This is a genomic window from Seinonella peptonophila (assembly GCF_900129355.1).
GTDB classification, from domain to species: Bacteria; Bacillota; Bacilli; order Thermoactinomycetales; family Thermoactinomycetaceae; genus Seinonella; species Seinonella peptonophila.
Genome location: NZ_FQVL01000003.1, coordinates 40,442 through 59,518, shown reverse-complemented (window position 1 = coordinate 59,518; position 19,077 = coordinate 40,442). Strand labels below are relative to the sequence as shown.

Annotated in this window: 13 protein-coding genes and 1 pseudogene; 9 read left to right on the top strand and 5 right to left on the bottom strand. The window is 38.5% G+C overall.

Annotation, left to right across the window (positions count from 1 at the left end; translation table 11 throughout):
• Nucleotides 1-56: 56 nt before the first annotated feature.
• Nucleotides 57-1,652: an FMN-binding glutamate synthase family protein gene (locus BUB71_RS07130; RefSeq protein WP_073154154.1), complete on the bottom strand. Its 1,596-nt coding sequence runs from the start codon at nt 1,650-1,652 to the stop codon at nt 57-59.
• A gap of 119 nt (nt 1,653-1,771) precedes the next feature.
• Between BUB71_RS07130 and BUB71_RS07125 the strand changes: the two genes are divergently transcribed.
• The 5 genes and pseudogenes from BUB71_RS07125 to BUB71_RS07105 all read left to right on the top strand — a co-directional run bounded on the left by BUB71_RS07125 (nt 1,772) and on the right by BUB71_RS07105 (nt 6,964).
• Nucleotides 1,772-2,368, top strand: coding sequence for a hypothetical protein (locus BUB71_RS07125; RefSeq protein ID WP_084731234.1), 597 nt, complete (start codon nt 1,772-1,774; stop codon nt 2,366-2,368).
• Between the two features lie 45 nt (nt 2,369-2,413).
• Nucleotides 2,414-3,112 (top strand): response regulator transcription factor, encoded by a 699-nt coding sequence (locus BUB71_RS07120; protein ID WP_073154153.1) that lies wholly within the window; start codon nt 2,414-2,416, stop codon nt 3,110-3,112.
• Entirely contained in the window at nt 3,109-4,107 is a 999-nt protein-coding gene (locus BUB71_RS07115) for a sensor histidine kinase (protein ID WP_073154152.1), read from the top strand. Before BUB71_RS07120 ends, BUB71_RS07115 begins: the two co-directional genes overlap by 4 nt.
• 220 nt (nt 4,108-4,327) lie before the next feature.
• Nucleotides 4,328-5,097, top strand: a pseudogene (locus BUB71_RS07110) (ABC transporter ATP-binding protein).
• A complete protein-coding gene (locus BUB71_RS07105; protein WP_073154151.1) occupies nt 5,069-6,964 on the top strand; it encodes an ABC transporter permease in 1,896 nt (631 codons plus the stop codon). The pseudogene BUB71_RS07110 and the gene BUB71_RS07105 overlap by 29 nt, the downstream one beginning before the upstream one ends.
• 40 nt (nt 6,965-7,004) lie before the next feature.
• Here the strand turns inward: BUB71_RS07105 and BUB71_RS07100 are convergent, their stop codons facing one another.
• On the bottom strand, nt 7,005-8,588 hold the full coding sequence (locus BUB71_RS07100; RefSeq protein ID WP_073154150.1) for a M4 family metallopeptidase: 1,584 nt from the start codon (nt 8,586-8,588) through the stop codon (nt 7,005-7,007).
• A gap of 174 nt (nt 8,589-8,762) precedes the next feature.
• Here BUB71_RS07100 and BUB71_RS07095 point away from each other — a divergent pair, with 174 nt between their 5' ends.
• Nucleotides 8,763-9,494 (top strand): phosphoadenylyl-sulfate reductase, encoded by a 732-nt coding sequence (locus BUB71_RS07095; RefSeq protein ID WP_073154149.1) that lies wholly within the window; start codon nt 8,763-8,765, stop codon nt 9,492-9,494.
• On the top strand, nt 9,491-10,654 hold the full coding sequence (gene sat, locus BUB71_RS07090; protein WP_245815545.1) for a sulfate adenylyltransferase: 1,164 nt from the start codon (nt 9,491-9,493) through the stop codon (nt 10,652-10,654). The genes BUB71_RS07095 and sat overlap by 4 nt, the downstream gene beginning before the upstream one ends.
• A gap of 501 nt (nt 10,655-11,155) precedes the next feature.
• On the opposite strand, the gene BUB71_RS07085 is transcribed toward sat, so the two are convergent.
• The 3 genes from BUB71_RS07085 to mgtE all read right to left on the bottom strand — a co-directional run bounded on the left by BUB71_RS07085 (nt 11,156) and on the right by mgtE (nt 15,825).
• Nucleotides 11,156-13,087 (bottom strand): transglycosylase domain-containing protein, encoded by a 1,932-nt coding sequence (locus tag BUB71_RS07085; protein WP_073154148.1) that lies wholly within the window; start codon nt 13,085-13,087, stop codon nt 11,156-11,158.
• Between the two features lie 350 nt (nt 13,088-13,437).
• A complete protein-coding gene (locus tag BUB71_RS07080) occupies nt 13,438-14,445 on the bottom strand; it encodes a zinc-dependent alcohol dehydrogenase family protein (protein WP_073154147.1) in 1,008 nt (335 codons plus the stop codon).
• A 30-nt stretch (nt 14,446-14,475) separates the two neighbouring features.
• Complete coding sequence (mgtE, locus tag BUB71_RS07075; protein WP_245815544.1) at nt 14,476-15,825, bottom strand: magnesium transporter; 1,350 nt, start codon at nt 15,823-15,825, stop codon at nt 14,476-14,478.
• A 700-nt stretch (nt 15,826-16,525) separates the two neighbouring features.
• On the opposite strand from mgtE, the gene BUB71_RS07070 reads away from it, so the two are divergent.
• On the top strand, nt 16,526-17,917 hold the full coding sequence (locus BUB71_RS07070) for a SpoVR family protein (protein WP_073154146.1): 1,392 nt from the start codon (nt 16,526-16,528) through the stop codon (nt 17,915-17,917).
• Between the two features lie 580 nt (nt 17,918-18,497).
• Nucleotides 18,498-19,049, top strand: coding sequence for a C40 family peptidase (locus tag BUB71_RS07065; RefSeq protein WP_073154145.1), 552 nt, complete (start codon nt 18,498-18,500; stop codon nt 19,047-19,049).
• The last annotated feature ends 28 nt before the right edge of the window (nt 19,050-19,077 follow it).

Here is a 19,077-nt window from a genome sequence, read left to right as displayed (position 1 = left end):
TAAGCGTAAGCAAGTTTTTAAAATAAAAAGCAACGCCCCTATTATGGGACGTTGTTTTATGAGGCATGCTCTCCAGAAAAATCACTTTCTTCTTTAGATGGTAAAGGGAACAGTTCACTCAATTTAACGGATTGACCATTCGGATTGCTATAAACAATGTGTTCACGGGTAAAGTGGCGTGGGCTTTCTAGACCAGCTGCAGCAGCTAATGCAAATAAGCTATAACGCATGCTAATAATATAGTTCATCACTCGCCATTTTTTCTCCTCAGGAACAAGTGCATCTTGATATTTTGGATCAGTAGTAGCGACCCCAGCCGGACAGCGTCCTGTATGGCATTGTAGTGCCATAATACAACCATTTGCCATCATAAATCCACGTGCAGAATTAACAGCATCAGCACCAATAGCTAAAGCGATGGCAACTTTATCTGGGGAGATGAGTTTGCCTGATGCAAAGACACGGAAGCGCTCACGGATTCCATATCGATGAACAGTATCAATAAATGTGATGAGTGCGGGAATCAGTGGCATGCCCATCGCATCAGCCATTGCTTTATACGTTGCTCCTGAACCACCCTCACTACCGTCTACTGTAATAAAGTCAGGGAATATATTAAGACGAATCATAGCTTGCAGCAGTTCTTCTAAACTTTTTTGTTGACCGATTACAATTTTGATCCCTACAGGTTTTCCGCCTCTTTGTTGTAAGCGTTGAATAAAACGAAGGGCTTCTTCTGGTTGTCGTAAAAATGGAAATCGATTTGGTGAATTAATTGTTTTACCAACGGGAACATTGCGAACTTTGGCAATCTTGGCATTTACTTTGTTTCCCTCAAGGTGACCACCACGAATTTTTGCCCCTTGAGCAAACTTTAGTTCAAATGCACGGATATGGGGTTCGCTTGCTTTTTCTACAAATGCTTCCCACGAGAAGTCACCTGCTTCAGTGCGATAGCCAAACAATCCAGGTCCGATTTGTGCAACCACATCAGCACCTGTCTGAAGGTGTTCAGTGATAACGCCTCCCTCACCAGTATTAATCCAAGAGCCTCCAGCCATAGCAGCACCATGTCCTGTAGAAAGGATATAATTTTCACCGATTGATCCATATGAAGTAGCGGATGCTCCAAACATTCCCTTAACTTCCCACGGATGTTGACGATCTGGGCCGATAATAATGGCATCCTCATCAGAATAAAGCCATTTAGAAGTTTGATCGTCAATCATTTTTTCTTTCCTACTAAAAATACCTTCTTCTTTGATTACATATTTTTTAGCTGATGCTTGTTGATTATCTACTTTTAATTCATCTTCAAGCAGAGGAAAAACAGAGTTTGCGATATAATAATCAGGCAATGAGAAATCCTTTTTTGAACCAAATCCGATCAAGTCAGTTCGATATTTTGCTGCAAAAACCAAACCAATAAACTCATAGCGGGAGAACGGTTTTCCTGCGTTATCGTCGTCAAACCAATATTGACGGAATTCTGGTCCTAATTTTTCTAACAGATAACGCATCCAGCCTAAATATGGATGTGATCGAATAATAGAGTGTTGATTCGTTTTTCGAGAGAAATAATACATAGTTAGAAAAAAAGCAAGCAGGATCAGGGCTACTAAGATGATCGTAACCCAAATCAGTGTCTTCATGTTGTAACCTCCAATATTATTGTGTGCATTTTTATGATGTATAACATCATTTTGAAGGTCTGGATATTATATTGCAAGCTGAACTTATTATGGGGTCATAAAAGGGGAGTAGGTTCAAGATGGTTTTGTCTATAATTGAGCATCAATGGCTTTTTTTTATCATATCGGAAATTATATTTTGGGTGACTTTGATTGCCTTTTTTGTTTTACGCTATGTTTTGCACTTCCGCTTGGGCAGTTTTGTTGCACTTGTGATGCTGGTTCTAAATGAATTATGGGTAGCCTGTTTGGCTTTGATAAACTACAGTTATACTGGTAAGCTGTCTACTTTCTCCATAGTTATGATTGCCATTTTAGTCTATACATTTACATGGGGTCGTCATGACGCGAAGAAACTAGATATTTATATTCAGCGGTTGGTAGCAAAATGGCGAAATGAAGAAGTTCCTCAAGCTGTGAAAGAATATGATCAAAAACGTTTATATGGAATCGCATATGCAAAGAAACAATTTAAAAGTTGGTTGATTCATCTTTTACTTTTTATTTGTATACAACTTTTTTTCTATTTTAGCTCTGGTTTAAGTGAACCAGGATTCCTATATAAAAATGAAAGTTATAATCAAATAAATGCAGTTTGGATGAAAATATTTATAATCGATACAATTTGGTCACTATCTTATTTTATCTTTCCAAAAAAGCCTAGAAAACAAGTGTAATGGTGATAATGATAACAAGATCATGAAAGGAGCAGAAAGATTTGAATGTTTCAGATTATGATTATAGAAGATGATCCTAAAATAGAACAACTACTTTGTTCGCATATAGAAAAATATGGATATCGTGCGATGCCAGTCCAAGACTTTTCTAAAATACTTGATGAATTTCACTCGCTTCTACCTGATCTTGTGTTACTAGATATTAATTTACCTTATTTTGATGGCTACTACTGGTGTCGTCAAATTCGTAAGACATCGATTTGCCCGATTTTATTTATCACAGCTCGCGAGGGTAAGATGGATCAAGTAATGGCATTAGAAAATGGTGCTGATGATTACATAACCAAGCCATTTGATTATGAAATTGTAATGGCAAAAATAAAAAGCCATCTCCGACGCTCATATGGTCAATATGCGCAAAAAGGTGAAAGAACAATTGAAGTAGCAGGATTGATTCTTTATCCTGAACGGATGCAACTCACTTTAGCAGAAAAAATCGTCGAATTAAGCCATAAAGAGTCCATTCTTTTACAAACTTTAATGGAATTCTATCCAAGAGTGGTAAGACGTGACCGTTTATTAGAAAAATTATGGGATGACCAACATTTCATTGATGATAATACATTAAATGTCTATGTTACTCGTGTACGAAAAAAGTTACTGGAGCTCTCGTTGAAAGATGTGATCGAAACAGTACGTGGAGCTGGGTACCGATTAAGTGTGACTTGGAGAGAGACAGAATGAAGCTCTTTTGGCGTGATCATTTTTCAATCATTCTTATTTTTACCATTCAAACTGTCATGATCCCATTTATATATTGGCTGGATGGCTATGAAAATTTTGCTGTTCATGGCTATGGATTTTTACTAAGCTCAATATCACTCATAGGATTGCTCCTCTACCGACTAATGCGGCTTGATCAGTATTATCGGAGACTCGATACACCTATCAAACAATTGAACGAAGGTGTTGAACAACCAGACACAACAGCAGTGGGTGAAGCACTTCAACATCTCTTAGCAAGTTACTATCAGGTTTACCAGAGTGAGCTGATTCAGTATCGCCAAAAATTAAAGAACCATCTTTTTTTCATTACGCAGTGGGTGCATCAAATGAAGACACCATTAGCTGTGATCCACTTGATTACTCAAGATATGGTTCATGATGAAAATGAAAGCATTCAAGAAGAGCTCGAACGGCTTCAAAAAGGATTAGAAATGGTCTTATATGCAACTCGATTGGAATCATTTGAACATGATTTTCATGTTGAGTCGATTCCATTACATCAACTTGTTACGAAAGTAGTTTCGGAGAATAAACGTCTATTTATCAGAAGTCATATATATCCTGAGATCAACATCGAACCGTCTTGGCATGTTTACTCTGATGAAAAATGGTTGACCTTTATTTTAAGTCAACTCATAACAAATGCTGTTCGTTATTCAACTGGGAAAGGAGAGAAGGTGCATATTTGCGTAAAGGCAAAGCGGGGGAAGCTATATTTAGAAGTAAAAGATCAAGGGGTTGGTATTCCAAAAAAAGATCAACGAAGAGTGTTCCAACCTTTTTTTACAGGTAAACATGGTCGTACGCATCGGGAATCAACCGGAATGGGCTTATTTCTTGTCAAGCAAATTTGTGAAAAACTGGGTCATCAAGTAGAAATGGAGTCTGAGGAAGGAATTGGTTCTGTTTTTTTGATTATATTCCAATCTTACACATATGTAAGGGGATCGTAAGTTTAATAAATGGTTGTCAGTCATTACATATGTCATACTCTAGTTGTACATCAAATTCTCTGCATTTCAATTGTCTCAGTCCTTTTAAATGAGGGCTGTTTTTTTCTTGTCCTCCTTACAATTTAGTAATTCAGATTTAAGTTGAATCAATGGGAAGAGAAGAACATTCATATTAAATTTGAGTAAGTGAAAAGCTATTAAATGAAGGGGAGAATTGTTGATGAAGAATACCTTAGAAGTTCGTAAGGTTAGTAAAATCTATCCAGGCCGTGTGCAGACACAAGCCTTGTCAGATATTGATTTAACCGTTCAACAAGGTGAATTTATTGGTGTAATGGGGTCTTCAGGAAGCGGAAAAACAACCTTACTCAATTTGATCGCCACCATTGATGTACCAACTGCTGGTGAGATTTTAATTAATCAAAAAAACCCACATACCCTAAAAAGAAATCAATTAGCTTATTTTCGTCGTCGGGAGTTAGGTTTTATTTTCCAGGACTTTAATCTTTTAGATACTTTAACGATTGCTGAAAACATTGTATTACCACTTACCTTGGATAAAATTCGTTTATCTGAAATGGAAAACCGTCTTCAGCAGGTAGCTGAGGCGTTAGATATAGTCAGCCTGCTAAATAAGAGAACTTATGAAGTATCCGGCGGACAAAGGCAAAGGGCTGCAATTGCTAGGGCAACCATCCATCATTATTGCTTGCAGATGAACCTACAGGTGCATTGGATTCAAAGTCGTCGAAAAATGTGATGGAAATAATTGAAAAAATTAATCAGATCGATCATACTACAACGCTTTTAGTAACCCATGATCCACTAGCAGCGAGTTATTGTCATCGCGTCATTTTTATTCGTGATGGTAAATTAACAAATGAAATACATCGAGGCGAAAATCGACAGACATTTTTCCAAGAAATTATTGATATGCTGTCCTATTTAGGTGGTGATTCACATGAGCTTTCAACAGTTCGCTTTTCATAATGTGAAGCGAAATATACGAGCATATTTTACTTATTATTTGAGTAGCTCTTTTGCCATCATGGTCTTTTTTACGTATTGTATCTTTATTTTTCATCCTGATCTTTCCAAATCCGACATGGGGATGATGACGCGCTCAGCAATGAAAGGCGCTTCATATGTGACCTATTTCTTTTCTTTTTTATTTATTTTCTACTCGATTGCCGCATTTCTAAAGGCACGATTAAAGGAGTTTGGCATTTTAACATTGCTTGGTGCTACAGGTCGACAATTGAATTGGTTAATATTATTAGAAAATATGATAATCGGTGGGGCAGCTACTGCGACAGGATTGTTAGGTGGATTGGTGCTTGCTAAATTATTTTTAATGATTGGTAGTCGAATCATTGAGATCAAAGAATTAGGGATGTATTTTCCTTGGGAAGCAATTGGGATTACGATTGGAGCATTTTTAATCTTATTTTTACTCATTTCCCTCTTGACACAAATATTTGTTCGCCAACGCCGTGCATTTGAACTGTTACAAGGAGCAAAAAAACCAAAATCAGAACCTGCTTACTCCATATGGCTCGTTCTGGTCGCAGTCTGTTGTTTAGGTGGAGCTTTCTTTCTAGTCAATCAGAAGTTGGCACAAACGAACTTTTTACTCATGATTGGTTTAGATTTAATTGGAACTTATTTATTGTTTACTCAGTTAAGTATCTTTGTCATACGTCTTTTAAAACGAAATCGATCTTTTTTTTGGCAAAGAACACGACTGCTCTGGGTTGCAGAAATGGCTTATAAGATTAAAGATAATGCAAGAATGTTTTTTATGATTACGATGGTAACGGTAATGGCTTGTTCTGCTGCTGGAACCATCCTATCGGTTCAACAAGTAAACAAGCAAATGTATCAAAATGAAAAATTTGCACTCACTTATGATTTAGATGTTGGGCAGTCTCAACATCCAGGACTCAAGTATATCGAATCGAAATTAGACAAACAAAATATAAAATATCAGCAAATCATGGTAAATGGATTATTGGTGGATTTTCAAGGAGATTCTAATATTGCTGTAACTTCTGAACAGGAGTTTGGAAAAATTGCTTCATTGGCTGGATTAGCAAAAAGTAATTTACAGGATAAGAAAGCTGTGTTTGTTCAGGCACGCTCTGGAAAGAAAAAGGATCAATTGGTTACTGAAAAAGGGAAGATTTCATTACATGTAACTAGCCAATTTAATAATACTTTACTAGGGAAAAATGATTTAGTAGTGGTTTCAAATCAGATGTACCAACAGCTCAAAAATCAATACCCTGATCGTAAAGATCATTTTCAGTGGGCGATCTATGATGTGCCAGCATGGAAGCACTCAGGCGTTCCATCACCACATTCGCTTGAAGCAAAGATCGGTGTCGAACTCATGCACTGGAATCGCGAAGCATTAAGCAAGAAATCGGATGGATACTTAATCTCAAGAGCTGGTGAATATATAGATTTAAAGCAATCCACTGATGTCATTATTTTTATTGGGTTATTTATTGCGTTTATTTTCTCCATTTTTACTGCCAGTTTCTTATATTTCAAACTCGATTCAGAATTAACCCAAGATCAAGAATATTATCGAGGGCTATCAAAAATGGGTCTAAGTATCCAAGAAATGAAACGTGCGGCTACAATTCAATTGCTTGCTCTCTTTTTTGTTCCAATTGTTATTGCAGCCATTCAAACAATTGTTGGTTTACAAGCATTAAAGGAGTCTTTTTTAGTAGGAAGTATAATGATATCAGCTTTTACTGCAATAGGTGGCTTTGCTCTTGCACAATTCATTTATTTTTTGATTATTCGTTGGCGTTATTTGCAACATATTCAAAAAGTAATGGTGTGAACATGTCAAAACCCTCGATGTTATCGAGGGTTTTGGAGATTTAATTTACACCAATGGAGTCATAGGCCTTTTTGACAGCTGTTACTTCAGCAGAATTCGCACCATAAAGATCGGTAGCTGATTCAATGGCAGCTTTGCGCATCTCAGCAAAATCAGCATTAGGAGTCAGATAAAGAGTTAATGCACGATAGTAGATTGCGGACATTTTATCACGTCCAATACCTTGGACTTTTACTTGATGATGAGTTCCACCAGCAGCGATCAGATAAGCAGCTTTGTTGTTAATCCCACTATTGGTGTGCACACCTCCATTATCTTGAAACCCAATATAGCGATCTTTGTAATGATCAGGTTGTTTATACTTTGGAGGATCAGCTAAAGAGCGAAGTGCATCGCCTGATTTATCAGGTGTATATATATCTTCTCCCAGTAACCAATTCTTTGAATCAATAGTCGCTCCCATAATGTCAGAAATGGATTCATTTAGTGCGCCTGATTCACCCCAGTATTGTAGGTTAGCGGTATTTTCTGTTACAGCATGTGTAAGTTCATGGGCAACAACATCAAGTGAACCGGATAGCATGGTAAACACTTTTCCATCACCATCACCATAAAGCATCTGCTTACCATCCCATGCTGCATTGTTCCATTTATCACCGACATGTACAGAGGAGATCAACTTTCCGCCTTTGTCATCAAAGCTATTCCGACCAAATTTCTTTTTATAAAAATCAAAAGTTTTTTCGGCGTATGTATGTGCGTCAACGCCAGCAGGTTCGTTAAACGTGGTGCTAGAGCTTTTAATCAGTTTGCCAGGCAAATTTTGATCTTGCTTTTCTGCATCGTAAGTCTGGATTTTACGGTTTACATCGTCAAGGTAACAGGGAGAGCCACTTGTCTCACAGCGGACATCAAAGTTTTTATCATCCCCGAGGACGCCTTTTCCATGTCCTGTTACATGTTGTAATGCGTTGTATTTTGCAAGGATCTTTCCTGTATGTGCATCGATAAAATAGTACCAATAAGCAGGTTGATTATGATGAATGGTTATCTTCGCAAAATAGGCGAGTCGATAATCTTTCTTATCAGGATAGAGAACCATATCAACTTTTGGGAGTTCTACTAATTTACTAAGTTTGAGATCATTTTTTAGGACTTCTGTCGCTAGCAGTTTTGTTAGCTTTGGTTTTGTATTAACCGATTTCAACTGATCTGGTGGAATAAAGAGACCTAGATAAGTCAGTTCACCCGAGGGTTTAAAATGAAACGTTTGCTCAGCACCATAGACCTTTACGCCATTGTAGATTTGTTGCACCCGATAATGCGTTTGCTTTAAACGATCAGTACTCGTTTTCTTTACAGCAAAATGAAGCCGTGCATCTTTGATTTTGAATTCTGCTTTTTTCTGGTTGAGATAGATCCAAAGCTGTTGGGATTGGTTGCGTTTCGTGGCTACTTTGTTCCATTGATCTTTTATATAGATGGGCGTTTTGTACTGTTTATGTCGTTCGATCACTGGATGAGTGGGTTGGGCTTTGGTCTTCAGTGGCTGTGCAAACGAAACACTTGCTGAAAAAACAAGCGTTAGGACGAATAAAAGAATCCAATTTCTTCGTTCCGTCATTTTGTTCCTCCTCAGGATAATCTTTTACAATATTGCTAATCTATGCGAAATGTTGGGCAAAAATACCTTGCCCTTTAATAGTGAAACATAAATGAGATGAAAATTCAACGAATTTTTAGATATATAATTTCATAACAATTTACATTATTTGTAATTTATAAGGAGGATAAAATCATGAGATCACATTGGGATCAAGAAAAGATAAAACAGGCAAATCAAAGTTTATCAAAAGCTCATCCAATCGAGATTATCCGGTGGGGAAACGAAGTGACGGAACGACAAAGATTAACATTAGCGTGTAGTTTTGGATATGAAGATGTAGCATTAGTTGGAATGGTTCAGCAAGTTGACCCTTCTATTCCGATATTTTATTTAGATACGAGTTTATTATTTAAGGAGGTTGAAGAGGTACAACAAAGGCTTTCCGATAAATACCAAATCAAGTTTCACCGGGTGACAACGCTTCTTACACTGAACCAACAGGCTAAACAGTATGGTGAGAAATTATGGGCATCTGATCCAAATCTTTGCTGTCAGCTTCGTAAAGTAGAGCCCTTACGTCAGCATTTAGAGCCCTATGAAGGCTGGATTACAGGCGTTCGCCGACAGCAGTCCACAACACGGTCTCAAACAGATGTAGTAGAGTGGGATGAATCTTTTCAGCTATTAAAACTAAACCCTCTTACATATTGGACTGATGATCAAGTATGGGCGTACATCCGCCAACATGACATCCCTTATAACCCTCTACATGATCAGGGATATCCGAGCATTGGTTGCTGGCCATGTACCAGGAAAGTAAAGCCAGGTGAAGACCCACGGTCTGGGCGTTGGTCAGGCTTTAATAAGACAGAATGCGGTTTGCACACTTCATCTTCAAATCCTGATGAGGAGGTGGGAACTTGATTGCAGCACATGGTGGACAATTGATTAATCGGTATGTATCCATGGAAGAGAGGGCAGATTGGTTAGCACGTACACGTCATGCTCCAACTTTCATGATTTCACAGATGACTCAAAGCGACTTAGATTGCATTGCCTCAGGAATTTACTCACCCCTAACTGGTTTTGTGAGGCAAAAAGATTATCAATCGATTTGTGAACAGATGCGGTTAGCAAATGGATTGGTTTGGAGTATACCGATTTCGTTGCCGATCCCTGAAGAATATGAGCGTTCATTTGCACATGCTCAATATATCGTTTTACTCTCTGAAATGGGTGAAAGAGTAGCAGTTGTAGAAGTAGAAGAGATTTATCGAGTCGATCAACGCGCAGAAGCAATAGCGATCTTTGGGACAGATGATCCATCACATCCGGGGGTAATGCGTCTAAGTCAACAATCATCACTATACTTAGGTGGGGATATTTGGTGCTTACAAAAACCAACTCTACATTCCTTCGCAGATTATCATTTATATCCGGCTGAGACGAGGGTCTATTTTCAACATTGTGGTTGGAAAAGTATTGTTGGTTTTCAAACGCGAAACCCAATTCATCGTGCCCATGAATATATTCAAAAAGCAGCACTGGAAATGGTTGATGCTCTTTTTATCAATCCATTGGTAGGAACGACCAAAACAGATGATCTATCGGCAGAGATTAGGATGAAGAGTTACCAAGCGATTTTACAAAATTATTACCCATTAGATCGGGTACTGATGGCTGTTTTTCCTGCATCAATGCGTTATGCAGGGCCGAGGGAGGCGATTGTTCATGCTTTAGCTCGTAAAAATTATGGTTGTACCCATTTTATTGTAGGGCGTGATCATGCAGGAGTGGGGAATTTTTACGGTACGTATGATGCGCAGAAGATTTTTTCTCACTTTACCAGTGAAGAAATTGGTATTATGCCGCTTTTTTTTGAACATAGTTTCTACTGCCGTCGTTGTGATGGAATGGCATCTTATAAGACTTGTCCTCATGATAAAGCAGATCATTTGATTCTTTCCGGATCAAAAGTCCGCGAAATGCTCTCCAATGGAGAGTTACCACCACCAGAATTTTCACGTCCGGAAGTTGTAAAAGTGTTGATAGAAGGTTTAAAAGAAGAAAGAAACCGTAGTTAAGCCCAGCGCGAATTCAATGATCAACTTGGCTTCAAATTTTTGGGTATAATCATTCATATAAAGCTTACCTACTTTGAAATGAGGTTAAATGGAAAGTAGTACCTTCCCATAAAGGTACTACTCAGAATGAAGAAATCCCAATTGAACAAAGAAGAGGTTGTACAATTGGATAGAAGAAGGAAAAATTGTGAAGTCAATATCTCGTTGTGGACGGAAAAATATCCTTCATCCGCATTTTACTAGGCGCTACAAAGCTGTATCTGCGTAGCGAAAAATAGGCGGTAGTACTATCTGTACACGCCGTGCACAAGTTTCGCTAAGCAGCTAACGCTGCAAGTCTGACTATGACGCGATAGCCGAGTTGATACTGCTCTGAGCAAGCAGATGCGGTGTCTTGAAAACATCTACGTTGCCTGAAATGGAGTCGAAGTGTGAAATATTGACGGAACTAATGCTTTGTCTACAATTTAAAAATAGTACCTCAATGGGAAGGTACTATTTTTATTTTATAAAGATCCCTTGTGGCGGTGTAAAGGTTCGAGGGGGACGAATATGTTTGATTGATGTTTGGATAATCTGTTTGAATAGTTGACTAGATAGTTTTTCATCGATTTCAACTTTACTATGATTGGAACGGTCACTATCATTTACAACCACAACTGCTGCAATCAGATTGGGAGTAAAACCAATAAACCAACCAGGGTCTTCACCTAATGTTTTGCCGGCGACTCCAGCAAGCCATTGTTTTTTAGATAATGAAGGTACCGATTTTTGAGCAGTTCTTTGCAGAATACGTGTTGTATTCATGGAAGTTTGTGGATTAAAAACAGTTTCCTGATTGCCAGAAGCATTAATAGACTGATTTTTCTTGGGATGAATGATATTACCCGCCTTATCATAAACAGCGATTACGGCATGTACAGAGCTTCGTTTACCGTAATTTGGGAATACGGTATAGGCTTCTGCTAGCTGTTTTGCATTCATCACAATATTATTTCCTAGCCATAATTCTCGTTTCTCCGAGTCGCTGGGGAATATAATTCCCAGTTTTTTATTTGTTAGATTGACTCGATCATAGAGGCGATCACTTGTAAGCATGAGCGTTTTGATCGGATCGATTTCTTGATTGACAATGGCATCTCCAAGCATTTTTTTATTTGAAAGTATGGTTTTTTCATTCATACCTCGATATGCAATTGTGGGTGCATAAAGCGTTAATGGTCGTAGTGAGGTACCTGGTTGCATTTTTTTTAAAGCCCAATTGATATCACCTGTTTTATATTCTTTGCCCCCTACAATGGCACGAATTAAACCTGATTGTGGATGAATGAGTATAATTCCGCCATTTAACATGACAGTCTGTTCAGGAGTTGTGAATAGGGATTTATTTTTCATTGTATTCTCTATATTCAACTGTAATGGCGCATTAATTCCAGTAATAATCCGATATCCTTCGTTTTCTAGTTCTGTTTCTGTTAAATCATATCTTTCTGTGATCTCTTTACGGACAAGATTTTGATAAGCTGAAAACGAACTTGTACGTGTATATTGCTTTAGAAATTTAGGATTAACGCCCAAAGATGTTTTTTGTAAGCGTTCTTTCTCTTGTTGTGAGATCAGAGGTGGCAGTGTTGAATCTTCTGCCATTTTTGCAAGCACTACATTTCGACGAAGAAGAGATTTATGTTTCTGTTCGTCTGTTCCATATGGATCATAACCATATGGTGCTTTTGGCAAACCAGCTAACAGAGCAATTTCTTGAGGGTCAAGTCGATTCTTAGTAAGGTCTTTACCAAAATATATCTTGGCTGCCATTTGAATTCCTTTTACTTGATTGCCAAAGCTGATGTAGTTAAGATACGTTTCTAATATTTTATCTTTACCAAATTCCTCTTCGAGCGAGGAAGCAACTTTGATTTCTTTCAGTTTACGAAAATACGATTTTTGTCGATCTTCTAAAACAACGTTACGAGCTACCTGCATCGTAATCGTACTAGCACCCTCGGATTTACCGAAGGCGAGGATATTTTTCCAAATTGCTCGTAAAAATCCCCAGTAATCAACACCAGAATGCTCGTAGAAACGCTCATCCTCTACTTTTACAAAAGCTTTAGGTAGCATGGGATTTAGCTTCATGATCTGCTTCATACTTATGTATTCATTACGCTGCGCCCCGATTTTACTGATTACATTGTTTTGTTGATCATAGATTACAGATGAAAAGTCAACTTTGCCGACTTTATCCAAAGGGATGGTTTGCGCAGAGATAAAGGTAATAGAGAGTGTAATAGTAAGAAAAAAAAGGATCATTGCGCTTCCAGTCCATATCCAAATTTTATTTTGATCAAACATTCGTGGTTGATGTTTGCGTGTTCGGGATCGTGGCGGAAGCTTTTGATTGAGCGTTGGAGAGGTTCTATTATCTCGATACATCAACGATTGACCTGCTGCATGACAATGATGAGAAAGGTTTACAATGGTTGATGTCAGTGAGCAGGTATTCACCTCGCTTTCTAGCTGATAATTCCAATCGATTATGTAAAATACCTTATCCCATTATTCGATGTATGGCTAAAAAATCGACTAAGAAAAGTTTGACGAATCATTGGCATTTTTAAAATGGTCTATATCTCATATGCTGATAAAGGTCGGGATGGGACTTTCATAAGCTTTATGCAAAGTATTTAGAGACCGCGCCTGTATTAAGCTAATCACGGTTATTGAATTCGCTTTGTAAAAACAGACGCGACTCGATACTTGAACTATGAAACCTTCATTCATTATTAGATAGAAGAAAAATCTTCGTGGATTAAAGCAATCTTACCTATCTTGTCACCATCTTCTAGCATTTGATGGGCTTGTGCAACCTCATGAAATAAAAAAGTTTGTCCAATAATAGGTCGAAGCTGTTCTTGTTCTACCAGTTTTCTAACTTGATCTAAGATAAAGGCATGTTGTAGTGGGATGGTACCCGATAATATCGGAAGAATCATAAAAACAGCGTGAAGGGAGATCGCTTTATTATGCATGGGTGATAGGTCATGTGTGGAGCGAGCCGCAATTGTTACGACTTGTCCACCTAATTTTACTGCTGCAAAAGATTGATCAATATTTTCACCGCCTACAGTGTCAAAGACGATGTCAAATCCTTGACCATTCGTATAGCTGTTAACATATTCATCCACACTTTGCTGTCGATAGTTGATTACATGGTCAGCGCCTAATGAAGAAGCAATCTCTGCTTTTTCATCTGTTGAGCAAGTTGTGTAAACAATAGCACCGAGTGCCTTTGCGATTTGAATCGCAATATGACCAACACCACCTGTTCCTCCGTGGATCAAAATCTTTTGACCCGAAGAAAGTTTCACCCGATCAACGAGTGCTTCCCATGCTGTAATCGAGACGAGTGGTAATGCTGCTGCTTCAGCAAAAGAGAGATTAGTCGGTTTATGTGCGATAACATCTGCATCAACGAGTAAGTAATCTGAGAGTGCACCTCCAAATGTACCTTTAACACCTCCAAAACATCCATAAACTGCATCACCTGTTTGGAATTGCTGGACTTCTTCGCCGACTTCTGCAATGATTCCTGCTACGTCACCATGTAACGTAGCAGGGAGTGAGGGGGTGACGTTTGGAACTCGCCCTTGTCTAATTTTAGAGTCAATTGGATTTACGCTCGTAGCAGCTACCTTGATTAATACTTGACCTTTTCCTACTGTAGGCTTTTGGATTTGAGCTTCATAAAATTGTTCTGGCTTCCCATATTCTTTGATAAGGAAGGTACGCATTTGATCACTCCTATTTATTCATTAACCTGATTAAATATGCAAGATCATTTTTGCAATTGAAAAATAGATCACGAGCCCAGTTCCATCGACAAGCGTTGTAATTAAAGGGCCTGAGACAACTGCTGGATCGATTCGAAGTCGATGTAGGATTAGAGGTAAAATTGCCGCAACAAATGTTGCCCAAAGCACAATCAGCATAGCGGATAGGCTGACAACACAACCCACTTGAATCGATACTTTCATCGTCATTGCGCGAAAATAAGCGATAATTCCTAATGATAAACCAAGCAGTAATCCAGTCATTAATTCTTTTTTTACAACACGCAACATATCACCAAAGGCTACTTCTCCTATCCCTACTGCCCGAACCAAGGTGCTAACAATTTGTGAACCAGTATTTCCACCTGTACCGATTAACAAAGGAATAAAGACCGATAGGATAATAACTTTTTGAATTTCCCCTTGATAACTGGATAAGACGTTAGCAGTATAAGCTCCACCAACAAATAGGACAAGTAACCAGATAATTCGGCTTGAATAAAGTTTCCACACAGAAGTGCGAAAATAAGGTTCTGTAAGTGGTTGACTTCCCCCTAATTTTTGAACATCTTCAGTTGCTTCCTCTTGAATCACATCAACCACATCATCAATCGTGATAATTCCGATTAGACGCTTTTGTTGATTCACGACAGGTAGTGCGTAAAGATCATAATTAGAAAAAATTTGAGCTACTTCTTCTTGTCCCATCTCAGCAGGTACAGAGATAATATCAGTTGTCGTAAGATTGCTTAATGATGTATCAGGACTTGCAAGAATAATTTCTTTAAGGGAGACAATCCCAACCAATTCGCCTCTTATATTGGTCACATATATATAGGAGACAATCTCCGCTTCATGACCTACTTTACGAATATGACGGAGCGCTTGTTCACCTGTCCAATGGGCACGAGCAGAAATATAGTCAACAGTGGTCAAACTACCTGCAGTCTCTTCAGGATAAGTCATCAGATCATCAATTTTTTTTCGATAATCTGCTGGAAGCAAAGTGAGTACTTTTTCGGCTTGTAATGGATGGATTGCTAGTAACATATCAACAATTGTATCACTCGAAAGCTGCTTGAGTAATGCAGGTGCCATTTTTTGTTCTAAGTGGTGGATAATTTTATATTGCAAATCCGGCTCCAGATGTTCAAGACTTTCGGCCGCAAAAGCAATGGGAAGTTTCATAATGAGTGTGAGTACTTGATCATGTTCCATTTCACGAATTACTTCTGACATATCATAGGGTTGCAGAGGTTGAATCAGTTCATACAAATGATGTGGATGAGTAGTATCAGTCATGGCTGCCACAATCTGTTGACGAACTCCTTCATATTGCATGCTCACCCCTCCTTGTTACATATGATGTAAAAAAACCCGCTCTGTAAGGAACGAGAGGGTATGCCGAATAAGATGACATGGTCATCTATCCCTCATTGATACGTTGCAGTGAACGGCATTAACGTAAATCGCCAGCTACAAGATACATGTGGGTAGCGAACGCGACTATTCCTAGAAACTATTGCAAAAGCAACTACGTTTTTGAAATAGCTTCTAGTTCAATCAGATCTTGAACGGATTGACCGTTACTGTCGTTCAAATTAAAGGTTGCTCAATGAAAGGAATGATTATTTATTTCAATTATGGTCAATCATCATGTTCAGATCGGATTTATCACATGTTCGCTTCGCCTCGGGTCATCATCAAAACCCATAAAAAAACCCCCCTTTTTTATTGGGAAATTCGCTTGATGCTTACGTCAAGATATTCGATTCTACACTGAATGTCAACCGTCAAGGGCTATCCGCTTTTTGCAATGCCTTTCATTATTCAATTCTAGACTTCCTTTTCTAAGGAATGTTCATATAGATGGTTTGCTTTGAAGCCAAATGTCACTTACTAGAAACCATTGAGTTCTTTTGATAAAATAATAGGTATAACACCAATTGCTGCATCCTTTTCTATTGATTTTCATATGATGTTGGTAGATGTATAAGATCCTAAGAGTTTGATCGCTTAGAAGGAAGGGGATGATGCGGCTGTGGCAGCTGATGAACGGCAAGCGTTGGAACGAGCAATCGCTGAGATTACTGAGATTGCATCAGGTTTTGGGCTTGATTTTTTTTCGATGCGTTATGAAATATGTCCAGCCGATATGATTTATACATTTGGTGCATATGGCATGCCTACCCGCTTTTCGCATTGGAGTTTTGGGAAGACTTTTCATAAGATGAAGTTACAGTATGATTTGAATTTAAGTAAAATCTATGAGTTAGTCATCAATTCCGATCCTTGCTATGCTTTTTTATTAAAAGGGAATACATTGATTCAAAATAAATTAATTGTTGCCCATGTGTTAGCACATAGTGACTTTTTTAAAAATAACGTACGTTTTATGAATACCTCTCGTGATATGGTTGAGAGTATGGCTGCAAGTGCAGAACGCATCCGGTTGTATGAAATTCAATTTGGGAAAGAACGAGTGGAAGAATTTCTAGACCATGTTCTTTCCATTCAAGAGCATATTGATCCAAGTTTACTCGATCCCCATCGTCGACAAAGGTCTCAAAAAGAAGAGGGACCAGCTCCTAAACGACGTACCCCCTACGATGATCTTTGGTCTTTGGATGATAAAGATCGTCTTGCATCTTCAAAAGAGCCTGTAAACAAGGGTATCCAACAATCAGAAAAAGATCTATTACTGTTTCTCATGAATCATAGTCGTGTGTTAGAAGAGTGGCAACAGGATATTATGACCATTCTACGTGATGAGATGCTTTACTTTTGGCCTCAATTGGAAACGAAAATTATGAACGAAGGTTGGGCATCTTACTGGCATATTCGGATTATGCGTGAACTTGATTTAAACGAAGAAGAAGCGATTGAATTTGCAAAGCTAAATGCGAATGTGATTCAACCTTCGACCACATCTATTAATCCCTATTATCTCGGATTAAAGTTATTTGAGGACATAGAACGACGATGGGATCAATCATTTGAGCAAGGTGGGGGTATTACAGGAAGAGAAAAACTCTATGAAGTGCGCGAGCTTGATTCTGATGTTTCTTTCTTACGTAGTTATCTCACCAAGGAATTGGTAGAGGAACTAGATTTATATCTGTTTCAATTAAAAGGAAATGAATGGAAAGTAACGGATAAGAGTTGGGAAATCGTGCGTGATCAGTTAGTCTCAAGCCGTATTAATGGTGGACACCCATATATCATTGTGCGTGATGGAGACTATCAGCAGAATGGTGAACTCTATATAGAGCATCGATATGAGGGGATTGAATTAGATATAAAATATTTAGAGAAGACAATGCCGCATATCTATGCATTATGGGGCCGAAATGTTCATTTGCAGACAATCGTAGAAAATCGCCCTGTTCTCTTTACTTATAATGGTCAAAAATGCATACGTAAGTTTTTATAAAAACCCCCTCTTGAGAGGTTCCAGACTGAAGAAAAACCTAATAAGCGAGTGTAGAGGTGATCGGCAAAGCTCCATTTCGGGTACAACTTAGCGGAATGGCAGCTGAAGCGGCATTTTCTCTCCGGGCAAACTGTTCGAGTCTCCGCAGGCGTATGCCTGAGGAGGCGAGTTTTGCTTGGCCGCGAAAGCTGACAGAACACGGAAAGACCTACTTCCTTGCAAGCCCGGGTCGGAGCGACGCCGAGACCCGCGAGCACGAGTCGCCGATCATGCGACTTTGTCTACAAGCAAACCCACAAAAACAATGTGGGTTTTTTTGTGTTCATATCGAGTGAAAAGGTGATTTTCCACAATCTAACAATCTATTTTATTACATAATATGTTAAATTCTGCAAGAAAGCGTTTTCATGTAGGCCGCCAAAAACAGCTATTTTTCTGCATTCGGAGGAAAGTTTTATTTTAGTGTCTATATCATCTATTTTTATATGGTAGTTTTTACCTCATTCGCTAGATTTTATTTATGTTAGGATACTTATACCAAGGCCTTGGACAAATATTAGACACATTTTAGGAGGATTTGATGATACCCAAGAAGATTACTAAATTTGTCCTGACGTTGACCTTTTCACTTGCCTCGACAGCTATTCTACTACCTCAGATTAGTGATGCTGCATATTACAATTGGTATAATGATTATAACCAACCATCTACGAATCAGACGGCAAATCAATCGACAACACAAACATCAAGCACATTAGCGGATCGAATCATTCAGACAGGGGAGAAATATATGGGAACCCCTTATCAATATGGAGCAAAGGCTGGTCAAACAAGAACGTTTGATTGTTCATCCTTTACTCAATATGTATTTAAACAGAATGGGATTACGCTTCCTCGCTCATCTCGACAACAAGCTACGATTGGTAAAACTGTTTCTAAGAGTCAACTGAAAAAAGGAGATTTACTCTTTTTCACCAGCAGTTCGTCAGGTGGGAAAATCGGACATGTAGGAATCTATGCGGGAAATAATAAGATATTACATACCTATGGATCGGGGGGTGTACGCTACGATAGTCTCTCTACTAAATGGTTAGAGAGGAGTTATGTAACTGCCAAGCGTGTCATCCAGTAATGATCGAAAAGGATGGATCACTCTTTTG